Annotated in this window: 13 protein-coding genes and 1 pseudogene; 11 read left to right on the top strand and 3 right to left on the bottom strand. The window is 71.9% G+C overall.

Features of this window, described 5'->3' with window-relative positions; all coding sequences use genetic code 11:
* Positions 1-478: 478 nt before the first annotated feature.
* Together M3185_RS06520 and M3185_RS06515 are read left to right on the top strand one after the other, a co-directional pair.
* Positions 479-1,693: pseudogene (locus tag M3185_RS06520) on the top strand (RNA-guided endonuclease InsQ/TnpB family protein); the annotation flags it as partial.
* 418 nt (positions 1,694-2,111) lie between these two features.
* Positions 2,112-2,651 carry a hypothetical protein gene (locus M3185_RS06515; protein WP_251332857.1) on the top strand — a complete coding sequence of 180 codons (540 nt, stop codon included), beginning with the start codon at positions 2,112-2,114 and terminating at the stop codon, positions 2,649-2,651.
* Between the two features lie 44 nt (positions 2,652-2,695).
* Here M3185_RS06515 and M3185_RS06510 read toward each other — a convergent pair whose 3' ends face one another.
* Entirely contained in the window at positions 2,696-3,949 is a 1,254-nt protein-coding gene (locus M3185_RS06510) for a phospholipase D-like domain-containing protein (protein WP_251332856.1), read from the bottom strand.
* 156 nt (positions 3,950-4,105) lie between these two features.
* Here M3185_RS06510 and ppgK point away from each other — a divergent pair, with 156 nt between their 5' ends.
* The 8 genes from ppgK to M3185_RS06470 all read left to right on the top strand — a co-directional run bounded on the left by ppgK (position 4,106) and on the right by M3185_RS06470 (position 13,237).
* Positions 4,106-4,948: a polyphosphate--glucose phosphotransferase gene (gene ppgK / locus M3185_RS06505; RefSeq protein WP_251332855.1), complete on the top strand. Its 843-nt coding sequence runs from the start codon at positions 4,106-4,108 to the stop codon at positions 4,946-4,948.
* 136 nt (positions 4,949-5,084) lie between these two features.
* Complete coding sequence (locus M3185_RS06500) at positions 5,085-5,978, top strand: serine hydrolase (protein ID WP_251332854.1); 894 nt, start codon at positions 5,085-5,087, stop codon at positions 5,976-5,978.
* A gap of 125 nt (positions 5,979-6,103) precedes the next feature.
* Complete coding sequence (locus M3185_RS06495; protein WP_251332853.1) at positions 6,104-7,558, top strand: M20 family metallopeptidase; 1,455 nt, start codon at positions 6,104-6,106, stop codon at positions 7,556-7,558.
* Positions 7,559-7,609: 51 nt separating this feature from the next.
* Positions 7,610-8,926, top strand: coding sequence for an MFS transporter (locus tag M3185_RS06490; protein WP_251332852.1), 1,317 nt, complete (start codon positions 7,610-7,612; stop codon positions 8,924-8,926).
* A gap of 272 nt (positions 8,927-9,198) precedes the next feature.
* Entirely contained in the window at positions 9,199-10,068 is an 870-nt protein-coding gene (gene kynA / locus M3185_RS06485; protein WP_251332851.1) for a tryptophan 2,3-dioxygenase, read from the top strand.
* Between the two features lie 52 nt (positions 10,069-10,120).
* A complete protein-coding gene (locus M3185_RS06480) occupies positions 10,121-11,362 on the top strand; it encodes a kynureninase (protein WP_251332850.1) in 1,242 nt (413 codons plus the stop codon).
* Complete coding sequence (locus M3185_RS06475) at positions 11,359-12,243, top strand: PaaX family transcriptional regulator (protein ID WP_251332849.1); 885 nt, start codon at positions 11,359-11,361, stop codon at positions 12,241-12,243. Before M3185_RS06480 ends, M3185_RS06475 begins: the two co-directional genes overlap by 4 nt.
* A 40-nt stretch (positions 12,244-12,283) precedes the next feature.
* Positions 12,284-13,237: a LysR family transcriptional regulator gene (locus M3185_RS06470; RefSeq protein WP_251332848.1), complete on the top strand. Its 954-nt coding sequence runs from the start codon at positions 12,284-12,286 to the stop codon at positions 13,235-13,237.
* 19 nt (positions 13,238-13,256) lie between these two features.
* On the opposite strand, the gene ald is transcribed toward M3185_RS06470, so the two are convergent.
* Positions 13,257-14,375, bottom strand: a complete 1,119-nt coding sequence (ald, locus tag M3185_RS06465; protein ID WP_251332847.1) for an alanine dehydrogenase — start codon at positions 14,373-14,375, stop codon at positions 13,257-13,259.
* Between the two features lie 121 nt (positions 14,376-14,496).
* On the opposite strand from ald, the gene M3185_RS06460 reads away from it, so the two are divergent.
* The gene (locus M3185_RS06460) at positions 14,497-14,994 is read left to right on the top strand and encodes an Lrp/AsnC family transcriptional regulator (protein WP_374238474.1); all 498 of its coding nucleotides are present in this window, start codon (positions 14,497-14,499) and stop codon (positions 14,992-14,994) included.
* A gap of 46 nt (positions 14,995-15,040) precedes the next feature.
* Here the strand turns inward: M3185_RS06460 and M3185_RS06455 are convergent, their stop codons facing one another.
* Positions 15,041-15,475, bottom strand: a complete 435-nt coding sequence (locus tag M3185_RS06455) for a hypothetical protein (protein ID WP_251332845.1) — start codon at positions 15,473-15,475, stop codon at positions 15,041-15,043.
* Between the last annotated feature and the right edge of the window lie 187 nt (positions 15,476-15,662).

The raw sequence follows: 15,662 nt of genomic DNA, 5'->3' as shown, positions 1-15,662 counted from the left end.
GCAGCCGGTTGCCCTCCTCATCGGAGATCTCTCGGACACGCACACGCTCGGACATCGCAGCCTCCGGGGAAGACAAGACAACCCCAGTCTGCGCCTACACGGCAAACGTTCCCAGCCACGGCACTAGCCACCACGACTGGAAACCAGACCATATGCCAGGTCATCCTGCCACCTACTCATGCATCACACCCCTTTGGGTGCGTCCACCAGGAGGAAGGCCACTACCGTTCCCGGTAGCTTTCCCCTCAGTGTTGATGGTTGGTAGCTACGTCGAACTCGGCCAATTTGGTTTCCAGTTCGTTGCATACGTTACGGGCGATCAATGCGGCTACGGATGCCATATAATTTCAGTTCTCCATCTTGGCCCATCGGCAGGTCCGCATGAATCATCATTTTTGGCACGCTGAGGAAACGAGCGGTAATAATGTCCGGAACGGCTTGTACCCTTTGAAGCGTGTTGAAGTGATATCGATACCGCGCTTATCCCACCGGAGACCGGGCGAAGGCTTTGGCTCGGGTATTTGGGTGTGTTCGCGTAATGTTCAACGATGCTCTTGCCGCCCGGGAGTTCGCGAGGTGGAACGGTGCACCGATCCCAACCCATGTCGAGTTATCGGCCGCCCTTACCGTTGCCAAGACCACGCCTGAGCGGGCGTGGTTGGCCGAGGTGTCATCGGTACCGCTCCAGCAGGCGTTAGTGGACTTTGACCGAGCTCATCGTAATTTCCTGACTTTGCTTGCAGGTCAGCGCAAGGGGCCGCGTATGGGCGCGCCGCGATACAAATCCAAGCGGTCCCGTCAGTCTGCCCGCTTCACCGCCAATGCTCGGTTCCGGGTGGCGGAGACCACTTGCGGCGTTGGGCATGTGGTGCTGCCGAAGGTGGGCCGGGTGCGGTTTGCGTTGCCCCGGCTGCTACCGGTGACGCCGTCCAGCGTGACGGTAATCCGGGAGGCGGACGGGCGGTATTACGTCTCCTTCGTCGTCGATGAGCCTGCGCAACCGCCGTTGCCCTCCAGCGAACGGGTGTCCGGGGTGGACCTGGGGTTGATCGATCTGGCCGTGGTCACTTCTTCAGACGGCACTCGGGAGAAGGTAGCTAATCCGCGTTGGCTTAGGACCTTCGAACGCGCCCTGGTTCGGGCCCAACGTTCCATGGAAAGGAAGCAGAAGGGGTCAAGGAACTGGGATAAGGCCCGGCAGAAATTTGCGGCGCTACACCGGAAAGTGCGGGAGACCAGGCTCGACCATCATCGTAAACTCGCCCGTCGAATTGTTCGCGAAAACCAAGCGATTGCGCTCGAAGGGCTTCACGTGCACAGACTGGCGCGCAGCAGACTAGCTAAGTCCGTCCACGATGTCGGGTGGGCCACGCTCACCAGGCTGATTAAAGAAATGTCCGCCACTCACGGGCGCGATGTGATCATAATTTCTCCGTGGGAGCCCACCAGTCGAGTCTGCTCTGTGTGTGGTATCAACAACGGTCCCAAGCCGCTGTACGTGCGTACGTGGACCTGCGAGTGCTGCGGCGCCACTCTGGATCGGGACTATAACGCCGCCGTCAACATCATGGTCGCCGCCGGGCTGGCGGAGACGCTAAACGCCTGTGGACCAGACGTCAGACTTCGGCTAGCCGGAGCGGTCAGGGATGAAGCAGGAACCCACCGAACGGACTGCCATCGTGTGGCCGCGTAGGAATCCTCGCCAGCGCGGGGAGGAAGTCAATACCCTAATGATGAGGAGTGCAAGGGCTGCCTCATGGAACTAATGGGAATCCGTATTTGTGCCGTGTCCCATTGCCTGTGGATCACTGTGATGTAGTTCAACGGAGCTGCGGAATAAAACCTGTGGAGGCCGCGGTATACATTGTAGAAAGGGTGGGCCGTGGCAATTGGTCACCCCGTAAGTCCAAGGAAGCGCTTTTGCAGGGATCCGCGGTGCTCATCGACGGTATGCCATTCCTGCATAGCTGCCGGAGTGAGGTGATGAGACCGCGACTAAACGGTGTCGGGTGGCGGTCGGTGATCGACCTCCGGCGACGTACTCTAGACCGTCCGGGCGCGGCCACTTCGTCGCCGCCCCAACGCCCTGCCGCATTACAAGGAGATCGTCCGTGGAACCCGAACCGCTGGAACCCCTCGTCCGCTTCCTGGCCGTGGACCACGCCGCCGACCTCACCGGGCTGGCCGACCGGATTCCCGGTTCCGGTTTTCTCTGCTTCTATCCCAACGACGAGGAGTACGAGGGCTTCCTCGACGGGACGGGGCGGCTGTGGCTGCGCGGCGACGATGCCACCCCTGCTCGAGAGCTGCTGAAGGTGCTCGAGCCGCCGTTCCGCATCGCCTATCCCATCGCGCCGGCCGTCACGGCGAACGAGGAGTCGGTGGTCTCCGCCGGCGTGCTGCACACCCCCGAGGAGCTGGACGCCTACCGCGCCCGCTTCGCCGACGTGGACGGGGGCGTGGATGAGGACCACCAGGCCCACGCCGTGGACGCCTCCGGCCAGCACTGGACCCTGATCCTCGGCGCGGAGCCCGGCGTGGTGCTCGCGCTCTGCGTGGGCCGCGACCAGGACGGGACCCCGTTCTCCGAGCAGACCATCTTCGACGCCGCCACCCTGCCCCTGCCCATCACCGTCGTGGAGCTCGACTGAGACAGGGCCTCATGGCGTGACGAGAAGGTAATGCCCGCCCTGGCTCAGAGGAACGGGCGCAGCGGCTTCAGCACGAGCTCCGCGAATCGGGCGGCGGGGTGGCGCTCGTGCCACTGCTCGGCCGTCAGCGTCCGGCAGTTCTCGCTGTCGGCGGCGAAGATCCGCTCCATGTCCGCGGCGAAGGTCTCGTCGTGGATCTCCAGGGTCGTCTCGTAGTTGAAGCCCAGGCTCAGCCGGTCGATGTTGGCCGTGCCCACCATGGACCACTGCCCGTCGATGGTGGCGGTCTTCGCGTGGATCATGGCGTTGCGGTAGAGCAGCAGGGTGATGTCCTCGGCCAGCAGGGCGGAGTAGAAGCCGTGGGCGAGCCAGTCGGCGAGCACGTGGTTGGAGTTCTCGGGCAGGATCACCCGCACGTCCACGCCGCGCCGGGAGGCCTCGACCAGCGCCTCGAGGATCTGCTGGTCGGGGATGAAGTAGGCGGTGGTGAGGTGGATGTGGTGCCGCGCGCGGTGGATCGCGTCCAGGTAGACGCTGCGGATCGGGTAGACCAGGCTCGCGGGGATGTTGTTGATCGACCGCACCCGCGAGTCCCACTCGCCGGGGCTCAGGTGCGGCAGCCGGTGGCGCCGCCGGGAGGAGGGGTGGTTCCACACCGCCGCGAAGGAGTGGCTGAGCTCGAACGCCTCGGGCCCGGTGAGGCGCACGTGGGTGTCGCGCCACTCCGTGGCGTAGAGCGAGCCGATGTTGTAGCCGCCCACGAACCCGACCTCGTCGTCGACCACGAGGATCTTGCGGTGGGTGAGCCCGCTGGCCTGCACCGGGGTGAGCAGCCGGCGCACCCGCACGGGCGGGACACGGTAGACGTGCACGTCCGGGTGGAAGCGGTAGAACGAGGCGGGCACCACGAGGTTGCCGAAGCCGTCGTACATCACGTACACCTCGACGCCGCGGGCGGCGGCGTCGTTGAGGGCGTCGCGGAAGGCCCGGCCGACCTCGTCCCCCTTCCAGATGAAGGTCTCCAGCAGGATCCGCCGCTGCGCGCCCCGGATCGCGGCGAGCATGTCCCGGTAGAGGTCCTCCCCGTAGGTGTACGCCGTCGTGCCGGTGCCGGCCACCGTGCCCTCGAAGGTTCCCGGGCGGGGGAAGCCCGTGCGCCGGGCGCGCTTGCGGCGCTGGACCGCGTCCGTGCCCACGAGCGCCGCCACGACGGCGGCTTGCACGGCGCCGAAGCCCACGAGGGAGCGCACGGCGAGCGTGCGGAGGGGGCGCGAGCCGGGTGTGGAGGAGAACAGCATCGGCCCAGCCTATCCGCCCGCCCCGGCCGATCCCCGGAACGCCTGCGCCGGGGAGCGCCCCTCCCGGCTCCCGCGCTGCTGCCGCTCGGCGGTAAAGTCGTGCAGACGCCGTCCCGCCGAGGACACGTCCTCTGCCCCTTGATCCAGGACCGTGACATGACCTGCACCTCGTCGTCCTTCCCGACGATCCCCGCTCTCCCGCCCGTTCGCGACGACAACGGGGATGCGCCCCTCTGCGCCGGGCTCGACATCGGCGGGACCGCGATCAAGTACGCGCTCGTGGACCCGGTCCGCGGAACGACCGTCGGGCGGGTGCGCCGCGTGCCCACGCCGTCGCCGGCCACACCCTCGGCCGTGGTGGGCGCCCTGCGCGGGGTGCTGGAGACGCTGGAGGGCGAGCTGGAGCCGGGGAGGTCCCTGGCCGGCGTGGGGGTGGGCGTGCCGGGCATCGTCGACGACGGCGTGGTGCGCTCGGCCGTCCATCTCGACGACTCCTGGCTGGGCGTGTACGCCCCGCGGTTGCTCGCCGAGGGCCTGGGCCGGGAGGTCGCCGTGCTCAACGACGCCGACGCCGCCGGTCTGGCCGAGATGCAGTTCGGCGCCGCCCGGGGCGCGGGCGGGACCGTCCTGCTGATCACGCTGGGCACCGGGATCGGCTCGGCATTGTTCCTCAACGGGGTGCTGGTGCCCAACACCGAGCTGGGGCACATCTGGTTCGAGGGCCGCGACGTCGACGGCTGGGCCGGGGCCTCCGCCCGGATCGCGGAGCAGCTGGACTGGCCCACCTACACGGACCGGGTCCAGCGCTACCTGTCCCACCTCGAGGGCCTGATCTCCCCGGACCTCATCGTCCTGGGCGGCGGGATCAGCGAGCGGCAGGAGCAGTTCCTGCCCCAGCTGAGGCTGCGGGCCCGCGTCGTGCCCGCGCAGCTGCGCAACGCCGCCGGCATCGTCGGCACCGCGCTGCAGGCACACCGCGTGGGCGTCGCCGCGCGGTAGCGGCAGGGAGGCAGGTCGGCTACTGTCGGCCTGTCCTCGGAAGCCGCTCAGGGGGAGCGGAACGACCGTCGAGCTGATCACGGAGACACCGTGCCGGCAGCGGCCGGTCGTCGTGCCCGGGGGAAACGGAGGCACCATGCAGCGCAGCTCTCGGCCGTCCACCCACCGCCGCCGCCCGCGGGGCCGGCGCCTCGCGGCCGTGTCGGTCGCCCTGGCGCTCGCCGCGGGCGGAGGGGTCGCGGGTGCGCTCGCGCCCGCCGCCGCGGCCGAGGCTCCCGGCCCTGCCGCCGGTCCCGCCGCCGCCGATCCGGCCGCCGTCCGCCTCGAGACCGAGCTGCAGTCCCTGGCGGCCCAGGTGCCGGGGGAGCTGGGCTTCGTGCTCCTCGGCCCGGACGGCGCGCCCGTGCTGACCCACAACGCGGACCGCTCCTTCACGAGCGCGAGCCTCTACAAGCTCTTCGTGGCCCACGCGGTCCTCGACCGGGTGGACCGGGGCCTGATCGCCCTGTCGGACACCGTGCCCGGCACGAGCTTCACGGTGGAGGACGCCGTGCGGCGGACGATCACCTGGTCCGACAACGTCTCCGGGGCCGCCCTCGGGCGGTGGCTGGGCTGGAAGGAGGTCGAGGCCTTCGCCCGGGCGAGCGGCTTCGAGTCCACCACCTACGACCCCGACGCGGCGGGCGGCATCGTGCACATGACCACCACGCCCGACGACGTCGCGGACCTCCTCCAGCGCCTGCGCACGGGCGAGCTGCTCTCGGGCCCGTCGGGCGATCTGCTCCTGGGGTTCCTCACCGCGCAGGAGCTCACCTACGCGCTGTCCACGGGACTGTCCGCGGACGTGGAGTTCGCGCACAAGACGGGCCTGCTGGAGCAGGTCTCCCACGACGCCGGGATGGTGCGGCAGGACGGGCGGGAGCACGTCGTGGCGGTGCTGACGGACGGCTGGTCCGGCTACGACGACTCGAAGCCCTGGTTCCAGCGCATGGGACGGGCGCTGGACGACTACGTGCACGCCGCCGCCTGAGCCCGCCGGGCGGGACGGTCCGGCACTGACCGCCGCCCCGCCCGGCAGGGTTTCGCATTCCGGCAACGCTGGCGTCCGAAAACGAGACTGGTTCCCGCACATTCCGCCCGCTTACCCTCGACTCCATGATGAGATCCGCCGCACACGATGTCGCCCTCGAGCCCCGTCACCTGGCGGAAACACAGGAGAGGTACTTCGCCTCGGGGGCGTTCTTCGCCGAGCTGGCCGAGCTCGTGGCCGCCCGCACGGAGAGCGCCGGGGAGGACGCGAGCGTTGCGTGCAGGGCATACCTGAAGGACAGGATGGGCCCGCTCCTCGAGGAGATCGGCTGCACCTGGCGCGTGCTCGAGAACGAGGTGTGCCCCTCCGCCCCCTTCCTCGTGGCCCGCCGCACCGAGGGCGAGGACGTCCCCACGGTGCTGATGTACGGCCACGCCGACGTCGTGGCGGGCCAAGCCGGCCACTGGGGCGAGGGCCGGGACCCGTGGACGCTGCGCGCCGAGGGCGAGCGCTGGTACGGCCGCGGCGCGGCCGACAACAAGGGCCAGCACCTGATCAACCTCGCGGCCCTGCGGATGCTCGTCCAGCACAAGGGCCGCCTGGGCTTCAACCTGACCGTGCTGATCGAGACGGGCGAGGAGGTCGGCTCCCCGGGCCTGGCCGAGTTCGCGGCGGCCCACCGGGAGGAGCTGCGGGCCGACGTCTTCGTCGGCTCCGACGGCCCCCGCCTGGACGCGGACGTGCCCACCCTGTTCCTCGGCGCCCGCGGCGGGGTGAACCTCACCCTCGAGGCCGACCTGCGCGCCGGCCAGCACCACTCGGGCAACTGGGGCGGGCTGCTGCGCAACGCGGCCACCACCGTCGCCGCCGCGATCGGCACCCTCGTGGACGGCCACGGCCGGATCACCTGCGAGGCCCTGCTGCCCGCGGAGCTCCCGGCGTCCGTGCGCGCGGCGCTGGCCACGGTCGACGTCGAGGCCCGCGCCGGCGGACCCGCCGTGGACCGGGACTGGGGGGACCCGGAGCTCACGGCGGCCGAGCGCGTCTTCGGCTGGAACACCCTGGAGGTCCTCGCCCTCGACGCCGGCGACGCGGACGCCCCCATGAACGCCATCCCGGGCCGGGCCCGGGCCGTGCTGCAGCTGCGGTTCGTGGTGGGCACCGACCTCGAGGGCCTTCCCGGGCGGGTCCAGGCCCACCTCGACGCCCACGGCTATCCCATGGTCCGGGTCCGCGCGGGGACCGCCTTCCCGGCGTCGCGCACCGACCCCGACCACCCGTGGGTGCAGTGGGCCGCGGACTCGGTGCGCCGGCGGGTCGGGGACCGGCTGGCGGTGCTGCCCAACATCGGCGGCTCCCTGCCCAACCACGTCTTCACCGACGTGCTGGGCCTGCCGACCGTGTGGATGCCGCACTCCTACCCGGGCTGCAACCAGCACGCCCCCGACGAGCACCTGCTCGAGCCCCTCGCCCGCGAGGGCTTCGCCATGGCCCTCGGCCTCTTCGACGACCTCGGCGACCCCGCGGGCCGGCCCGCACCGCGGCCCCTCCCGTGGCCCCTTCCGCGGCCCGCCTCCTAGCCCGCCCCGCCGTCCGGCGGCCCTTCCCGACCCACCACCACGGAGACGCACATGACCACCACCGCCCCTCGCGCCGCATCCTCCCCGCCGCCCGGCCTCTCCGGCCGGCGCCGCGTCCGGGCCGTGGCCGCGGCCACGATCGGCAACGCCCTCGAATGGTTCGACATCGCCATCTACGCCCTGTTCGCGGTCTACATCGGGCAGAACTTCTTCCCCGCCGACGACCCCGGGGTCGAGCTGATCCAGACCTTCGCCGTCTTCGGCGTCTCCTACCTCATCCGCCCCCTGGGCGGGCTGGTCCTCGGGTCCTACGCCGACAAGCACGGGCGCAAGGCGGCCCTGGTGTGGACCATCCGCCTCATGGTGCTGGGCACGGCCCTGCTGGCCTTCATGCCCGACTACGACACCATCGGCATCCTCGCCCCCATCGGCATCATCCTGGCCCGACTGATCCAGGGCTTCGCCGCCGGCGGCGAGTTCGGCGCCGCGACGTCCTTCCTCGTGGAGCAGGACGGGGAGCAGGGGACCCGGCGCGGGTTCCTGGGCAGCTTCCAGTTCGCCAGCCAGGGCCTGGCCACCCTGCTCTCCGCCTCCTTCGCCGCCGGGCTGACCGCGGTGCTCTCCGAGGAGGACATGGTGGGCTGGGGCTGGCGCATCCCGTTCGTCTTCGGCCTGCTCGTCGGGCCGGTCGGCTACGTCATCCGCCGCTACGTCGACGAGTCCCCGGCCATGAGCGCCGACGACGCCGCCGCGCAGAAGGCGGACCTGCAGCCCGTCCGCAACCTGTTCCGCCACCAGTGGGGCGGGATCCTCATCGCCGCCGGCGTGCTCGTCGTCTCGACCGCCCTGAACTTCATCCTGCAGTACCTGCCGACCTTCAGCATCAAGCAGCTGGGCCTGAACCCGTCGCTGTCCTTCACGGCGCTGATGATCACCGGGGTGATCCTCACCTTCCTCACCCCCGTGGTCGGGGCGCTGTCCGACCGGGTCGGGCGGCTGCGCATCATGCTGCCCTCGGCGCTGCTCATCGGCGTCTCGGTGGTCCCCCTGTTCGCCTGGCTGATCGCCCGGCCCGCGTTCGGGACCCTGGTGGGCGTGATGATCGTGCTCGGCACGCTCAAGGCCCTGTACTTCGCCGCCCTGCCCTCGGTGATGGCCGACGTCTTCCCCGTGCGCTCCCGGGCCACCGGGCTGGCCTTCAGCTACAACACCGCCACGGCCGTCTTCGGCGGGTTCACCCCCACGATCGCCGCCGCGCTGATCACCCTCACCGGCCAACAGGTGGCCCCGGGCTACTACCTGCTCGTGGTCTCGATCATCAGCATCAGCGCGCTGCTGGCCGCCGTGCGCGTGCGGGGGATCCGCTGAGCGGAACCCGCCCCGACGAGGCGGCCGTGCCGGGCCCCGGAGCGCTCCGGGACCCAGCACGGCCGCCCTCCGCCACATCTGGTTCGAGGACGCCGCCGTGGTCCTCCTCGCCCTCACGGTGGTGCCGCCGGTCGGCGTGCTGCTCTGCGCGCCGGGGCCGTGGTGCTCAACGCCGTGCTGGCGCCGATCCACCGCCCGGGCCGCTGCTCCCGGCACCGAGCAGCCCACATCACAACCTTTACGGGCGTCACGGAATTGATATGGTGGAGCGCATGACACAGCACGAGGGCCCCGTCTCCGGCGGCGTACGACAGATCGAAGACTCCGTGCGGACGGACTTCCGGGACGCCATGTCCTACGGCCGCTACCTGGACCTGGACCGCGTGCTCGGGGCCCAGCACCCCGTGAGCCGGCCCGAGCACCACGACGAGATGCTGTTCATCATCCAGCACCAGGCCACCGAGCTGTGGCTCAAGCTCGTGCTGCACGAGCTGCGGGAGTCCCGCCGGCTGATCGACGCCGGGGACCTCGGCAAGGCGCTCAAGGGCCTGGCCCGCGTCAAGGCGATCCAGCGCACCCTCACCGAGCAGTGGTCCGTGCTGGGCACCCTGACCCCCCGCGAGTACGCCCAGTTCCGCGGCGCCCTGGGCAGCTCCTCGGGCTTCCAGTCCTACCAGTACCGCGCGGTGGAGTTCATCCTCGGCAACAAGCACCGCCGCATGCTCCAGGTGTTCTCCAGCGAGCCCGAGGCGCACGAGCTGCTCGCCACCCTGCTCGAGGAGCCCACCGTCTACGACGTGTTCCTGCGGGCCCTGGCCCGGGAGGGCTACGCCGTGCCGCAGGACGTGCTCGAGCGCGACGTCACCCAGCCGTGGACCTTCCGCGCCGACCTCGTGCCCGTGTTCCGGGAGATCTACGAGTCCGAGGACACCCCCTGGGGCTACTACGAGGCCTGCGAGGACCTGGTGGACCTCGAGGACAACTTCCAGGCCTGGCGCTTCCGTCACCTGCGCACCGTCCAGCGGACCATCGGCTTCAAGACCGGCACCGGCGGCTCCTCCGGCGTCGACTTCCTCAAGCGCGCCCTGGACCTCACCTTCTTCCCCGAGCTCTACGCCGTGCGCACCGAGATCGGCAACTGACCCTCCCCGCTCGCCCGCCGGCCCCGCGCCGGCCCCGACCGAAGGCCCGCCCATGACCTCCACCCCGGCCTCCCCGGCCACCGCGTCCGCCGCGCAGCTCGACGCCGCCGACCCGCTCGCCGGCTTCCGCGACCGCTTCCTCGACCCCGCCGGCGAGCACGTCGTCGCCTACCTCGACGGCAACTCCCTCGGTCGCCCGCTCGCGGAGACCCCCGCCCGGCTCGCCGAGTTCATCGGCACCGAGTGGGGCGAGCGGCTGATCCGCAGCTGGGACGAGCGCTGGATGGACGAGCCCACGGCCCTGGGCGACCGGCTCGGCGCGGTGGTCCTGGGCGCCGGGCCCGGCCAGACCCTCGTCGCGGACTCCACCTCGGTGATGCTCTACAAGCTGCTGCGCGCCGCCCTCGACGGCCGGCCGGGCCGCGACGAGATCGTCGTCGACCGCGACAACTTCCCCACGGACCGCTTCCTCGTCGAGGGCATCGCCGCCGAGCGCGGCGCCCGCATCCGGTGGATCCAGGCCGACCCGGCCACCGGGGTGCGCCCCGACGACGTCGCCGCCGTCGTCGGTCCCCGCACCGCCGTGGTCCTGCTCAGCCACGTGGCCTACCGCTCCGGCTTCCTCGCCGACGCCCCCGCGATCACCGCCCTCGTCCACGACGCCGGGGCCCTGGTGCTGTGGGACCTGTGCCACTCCGCCGGGTCCGTGCCCGTGGAGCTCGACGCGTGGGGCGTGGACCTCGCCGTGGGCTGCACCTACAAGTACCTCAACGGCGGCCCCGGCGCCCCGGCGTTCGGCTACGTCCGCGCCGGGCTCCAGCAGCAGCTCCAGCAGCCCATCTGGGGCTGGATGGGCGCCCACCAGCCCTTCGGCATGTCCCCGGACTACCGGCCCGCCGGGGACGTGCGCCGCTTCCTCACCGGCACCCCGCCGATCCTGGCCATGCAGCCGCTCAAGCACATGGTGGAGCTCATCGCCGAGGCCGGCATGGACGCGGTCCGGGAGAAGTCGGTGCTGCTCACCGAGCGCGCCGTCGTGCTCGCGGACGAGCTGCTCGCCCCGCTCGGCGCCGAGCTGGCCAGCCCCCGGGACCCCGCCGAGCGCGGCTCGCACATCACCGTGAACCACCCGCGCTTCCGCGAGGTGACCGCCGCCCTGTGGGAGCGCGGCGTCATCCCCGACTTCCGCCCCCCGCACGGGCTGCGGATCGGGCTGTCCCCGCTGAGCACCTCCTTCGCCGAGCTGCAGGCGGGCATGGAGGCCGTGCGGGACGCCCTGCTCGAGGTGCAGTGACCACGGTCCTCGACGACATGGTCTCCCGCCCCGGGAGCACCGTGTCCCTGCTGCGCACCGTCGTGGGCCTCTACCTGCGCGACGCCGGGGGCTGGATGCCCGCCCGGGCGCTGCTGGAGCTCATGGCGGCGCTCGGGGCGCCCGCGCCCCAGGCCCGCACCGCGCTGAGCCGGGTCAAGCAGCGCGGCGTCCTCGTGGCCGCGGCCCGCGACGGCCAGCCCGGCTTCGCGCTCGCCGACGGCGCCCGGCCCATGCTGGAGCGCGGGGACCGCCGAATCGACGGGCCGCGCAGCATGGGCCCGGGGGACGACTGGTGCGTGATCGTGTTCTCCGTCCCGGAGGAGGAGCGGGAGCGCCGCCACCAGCTGCGCCGGCGGCTGCGCTGGGTCGGCTGCGGCACCGTCTCGCCCGGGGTGTGGATCTGCCCGGACTTCCTCCGGGACGAGGTCCAGGACATCCTCGCGGAGCTGGGGCTCGCGGACCGGGCGGTGCTGTTCACCACCCGGGGCCTGCCCGCGGCGGCGGACCTGCCGGGGGCGATCGCCCAGTGGTGGGACCTCGAGCACCTGGCCGCGCTGCACCGCGGCTTCCTCGAGAAGTGCTCGGCCGTGCCGGCCACGGCCCCGGCGCCCACCGCCGGGACCTTCGCGGACTACGTCCGGTGCATCGACCACTGGCGGGTGATCCCCTACCTGGACCCGGGGCTGCCCCCCGAGTGCCTGCCGGCGGACTGGCCCGGCGCCGAGGGCGTCCAGCTGTTCCTGCGGATCCGCGACACCCACGCCGGGCCCGCCGCGGCGTTCGTGCGGGGCGTGCTCGCCGCGGGGCCCTCCCCGGAGCTCTCCCCGGCAGGTCCGGCGGAGGGCCCGTCCCGGTCCTGAGCGGTCCCGGGCCATACTGGAGGCCCGGGCGGAGGAGGCGATGACCGTGGTCCAGCTGCTGCCCACGCACCTGCAGTACTTCGCGGAGGTGGCCCGGACGGGCTCCGTCACCGAGGCCGCCGGCGCGCTGCGCGTGGCGCCGTCGGCCATCAGCCGGCAGATCGCCAAGCTCGAGGCCGCCTTCGGGGTGCCGCTGTTCACCCGGCACGCCCGCGGCATGGCCCTCACCGAGGCCGGCGAGGGCCTGCTGGCCTACACCCGGCGGGCCGAGATCGAGACCGGCGCCCTGCTGGCCTCCCTCGGCTCGGGCGCCTCGCCGCGCTCCCAGCAGATCGTCGTGGCGGCCACCGAGGGCTTCGCCCACCGGCTCGTGCCGGCGGCCATGGCCAGGCTGCGCCGGGTCCACCCCCAGGCCTCCTTCAAGCTCCACGTGGTGAGCGCCGACGAGGCCACCCGGATGGTGGTGGAGGGCGCCGTGGACATCGCCGCGACCTACTCCCTGGGCCACACGGACGGGGTGCGCGTCGAGCACACCTCCACGTGGCCGCTGTTCGCGGTGGTCAGCACCGGCCACCCCCTGGCGGGCCGGGAGACGGTGACGCTGGGCGAGCTCGCCCACCACCCGCTGGCCCTGGCGATGCGCGAGACCAGCCAGCGCCAGCTGCTCGACTCGGCGGCCCGCGGCGAGGGCCTGACCCTGCACGCGGTCCTCGAGTGCAGCAGGGTCGCGCCGATCTACGAGTTCGCCCGCTCGGGGGAGGGCGTCGGCTTCATCAGCGAGCTGGGCGCCCGCCCCCGCCCCGACGACGGCCTGGTCCACGTCCGGGTCGACCACTACGTCTTCGGCCAGCGCAGCGCCCAGCTGCAGACCCCGGTCGGGCGGCCCCAGGCGCCGCTGCTGCTCGACTTCCTGCGCCTGCTCATCGTGGAGCTGGACCCGGACTACGTGCCCGAGAAGGCCAGCTCCCTCACCCGGCAGCTGCCGCCGGCCTGACCCCGCGGCCGGCGCCCGCTCACGCGGGGAGCAGCTCCGGGCGCTCGGTGAACTCCAGGCCGTGGGCCTCCCCGACCGAGCGGTGGGTGACCTGGCCCGCGGCGGTGTTCAGGCCGGCGGCCAGGGCGGGGTCGGCCTCCAGGGCGGCGGCGACGCCCCTGTCGGCGAGAGCCACGGCGTAGCGCAGGGTGACGTTGGTCAGGGCGTAGGTGGAGGTGGACGGCACCGCGCCCGGCATGTTGGCCACGCAGTAGAACAGGGTCTGGTGCACGCCGAAGACGGGGTCCTCGTGGGTGGTGGGGCGGGAGTCGGCGAAGCACCCGCCCTGGTCCACGGCGATGTCCACGAGCACGCTGCCGGGCTTCATCGCCGCGACCATCGCGTTGGTCACCAGCTTCGGGGCCCTGGCCCCGGGGACCAGGACGGAGCCGACGACGAGGTCAGCCTCGGTCACCGCCCGCTCGACCTCGTAGGCGTTGGAGGCGATGGTCCTCAGGCGCCCGGCCCAGCGGTCGTCGAGCTGACGGAGCCGGTCGACGTTGATGTCCAGGATGCTCACGTCCGCGCCCAGGCCCACGGCCATCGCCGCGGCGTTGGTGCCGGCCACCCCGGCCCCGAGCACGGTGACCTTGGCCGGGCGCACCCCGGGCACCCCGCCCAGCAGGACGCCCTTGCCGCCGGCGGGGGCGGTGAGGGCGGAGGCTCCGGCCTGGACGGCCAGGCGCCCGGCGACCTCGCTCATGGGGGCCAGCAGCGGCAGGCGCCGGTCGGCGGTCTGGACCGTCTCGTAGGCGATGGCGGTGACCCCGGACTCCAGCAGGGCCCGGGTCAGCTCGGGCTCGGCGGCCAGGTGCAGGTAGGTGAAGAGGACGAGGCCCTCGCGGAAGCGGTGGTACTCCTCGGCCACCGGCTCCTTGACCTTCAGCACCATGTCGGCCCGGGCCCACAGCTCGTCGGCGTCGGCCACGAGCTGCGCGCCGGCGGTGGCGTACTCGAGGTCGGGGATGCCCGAGCCGGTCCCGGCGCCGGCCTCGACGAGCACCTGATGCCCGTGGGCGACCAGCTCGTGGACGCCGGAGGCGGTGATCGCGACCCGGTGCTCGTTGTTCTTCACTTCACGGGGAACGGAGATGATCATCGGAGGCCTTCCGCAGAAATCGTAGACTGGATGCGTCAACGGTAGGTTTCCGCGCGGTCTTTGTGGCGCTCGCCGCAGATCCTTCGGCAAGTGCCGCCGAACTCGCAGAATGGAACGCACAGTGACCTACCCCACGCGCCCTCCGTCGCAGGATCTGCGGCCGGTTCCCGAGCTCGACGCGCTGGACCGGCGGCTGCTGGGACTCCTGCGCCAGAACTCCCGGATGACCAACCAAGCCCTCAGCGAGGCGCTCGGGGTGGCGCCCTCCACCTGCCTGGCCCGGATGAAGGGACTGCAGCGCTCCGGGGTGATCCGCCGCTTCACGGTCGAGGTGGACCCGCGGGCGCTCGGGCAGAACATCGAGGCGCTGATCAGCGTGCGGATGCGGGCGGGCGCCCGGCACCTGATGGCCGCCTTCGGGGAGGGGCTGAAGAAGGTCCCGGAGGTCTCCCAGTTCTTCTTCCTGGCGGGCGCGGACGACTTCCTCATCCACGTCACGGCGCGGGACACGGACCACATCCGCCAGTTCGTCCTCGAGCACCTCTCCTCGAACCCGGCGGTGGCCGCGACCCAGACCAGCCTGGTGTTCGAGCACGTCCAGGGCTCCGACGACCTCTGACCGGCGGGGCCCGCGGTGCCCGCTCCCCGGAGGGGGCGGGCGGCCGCTAGCTGCGGCCGACGGCGTCCAGGACCTCGGCGCGGAGCCGGTCCAGGTCCACGGGCTGACCCTCGTGGAGCCCGTGCGCCCGGACCCAGGCGCGGGCGGCGCGCCACACCTCGTCGCAGCCGGCCTCGACCTCCGGGTGGGCCGCGCCGATGCGGGTCTGGGCCGGGTGCTCCGGGCCTTCGCCGGCGAAGAAGAGGACCGAGACCGGGTTGGAGCCGAGCCCCACCACGCCCCGGACGGCCACGATGACGCGGCCGTGGAAGCAGTCACCGGGGTGGAGGTCCCAGGCGCGCCGGACGGTCGCGCAGTCCGTGCCCGCGAGGCGGGACGCGGAGCGGCTCGTGCCCGGTGCCGACGACGCGTCGTGGTCCTGGCGCCGCTCCTGGATGCTGTCCTGCCGCAGGAGCCGGGGGAGCTGTGCTTCCGAGCCCATCGGGGGCCTCCTTCACCGGTCGTAGGAGGAGCGGTTCCTCCGCCGGGGCGGCGTGGAGCGCGGACGGTACGAGCAGGAGGAGGGGGGTCTTCTGGACGCACCGGCAACGGTTCCGAGCGTGCAGCGGGAAGAACGGTCTGACCCCTCCAGCATTCCCCGATCGGCCGGGCGGTGGAACCGTTGGCGG

Source organism: Kocuria rosea (genome assembly GCF_023715525.1).
Taxonomy (GTDB): domain Bacteria; phylum Actinomycetota; class Actinomycetes; order Actinomycetales; family Micrococcaceae; genus Kocuria; species Kocuria rosea_A.
Note: the sequence above shows the minus strand (reverse complement) of the source record. Positions and strands in the feature narration are given on the sequence as shown.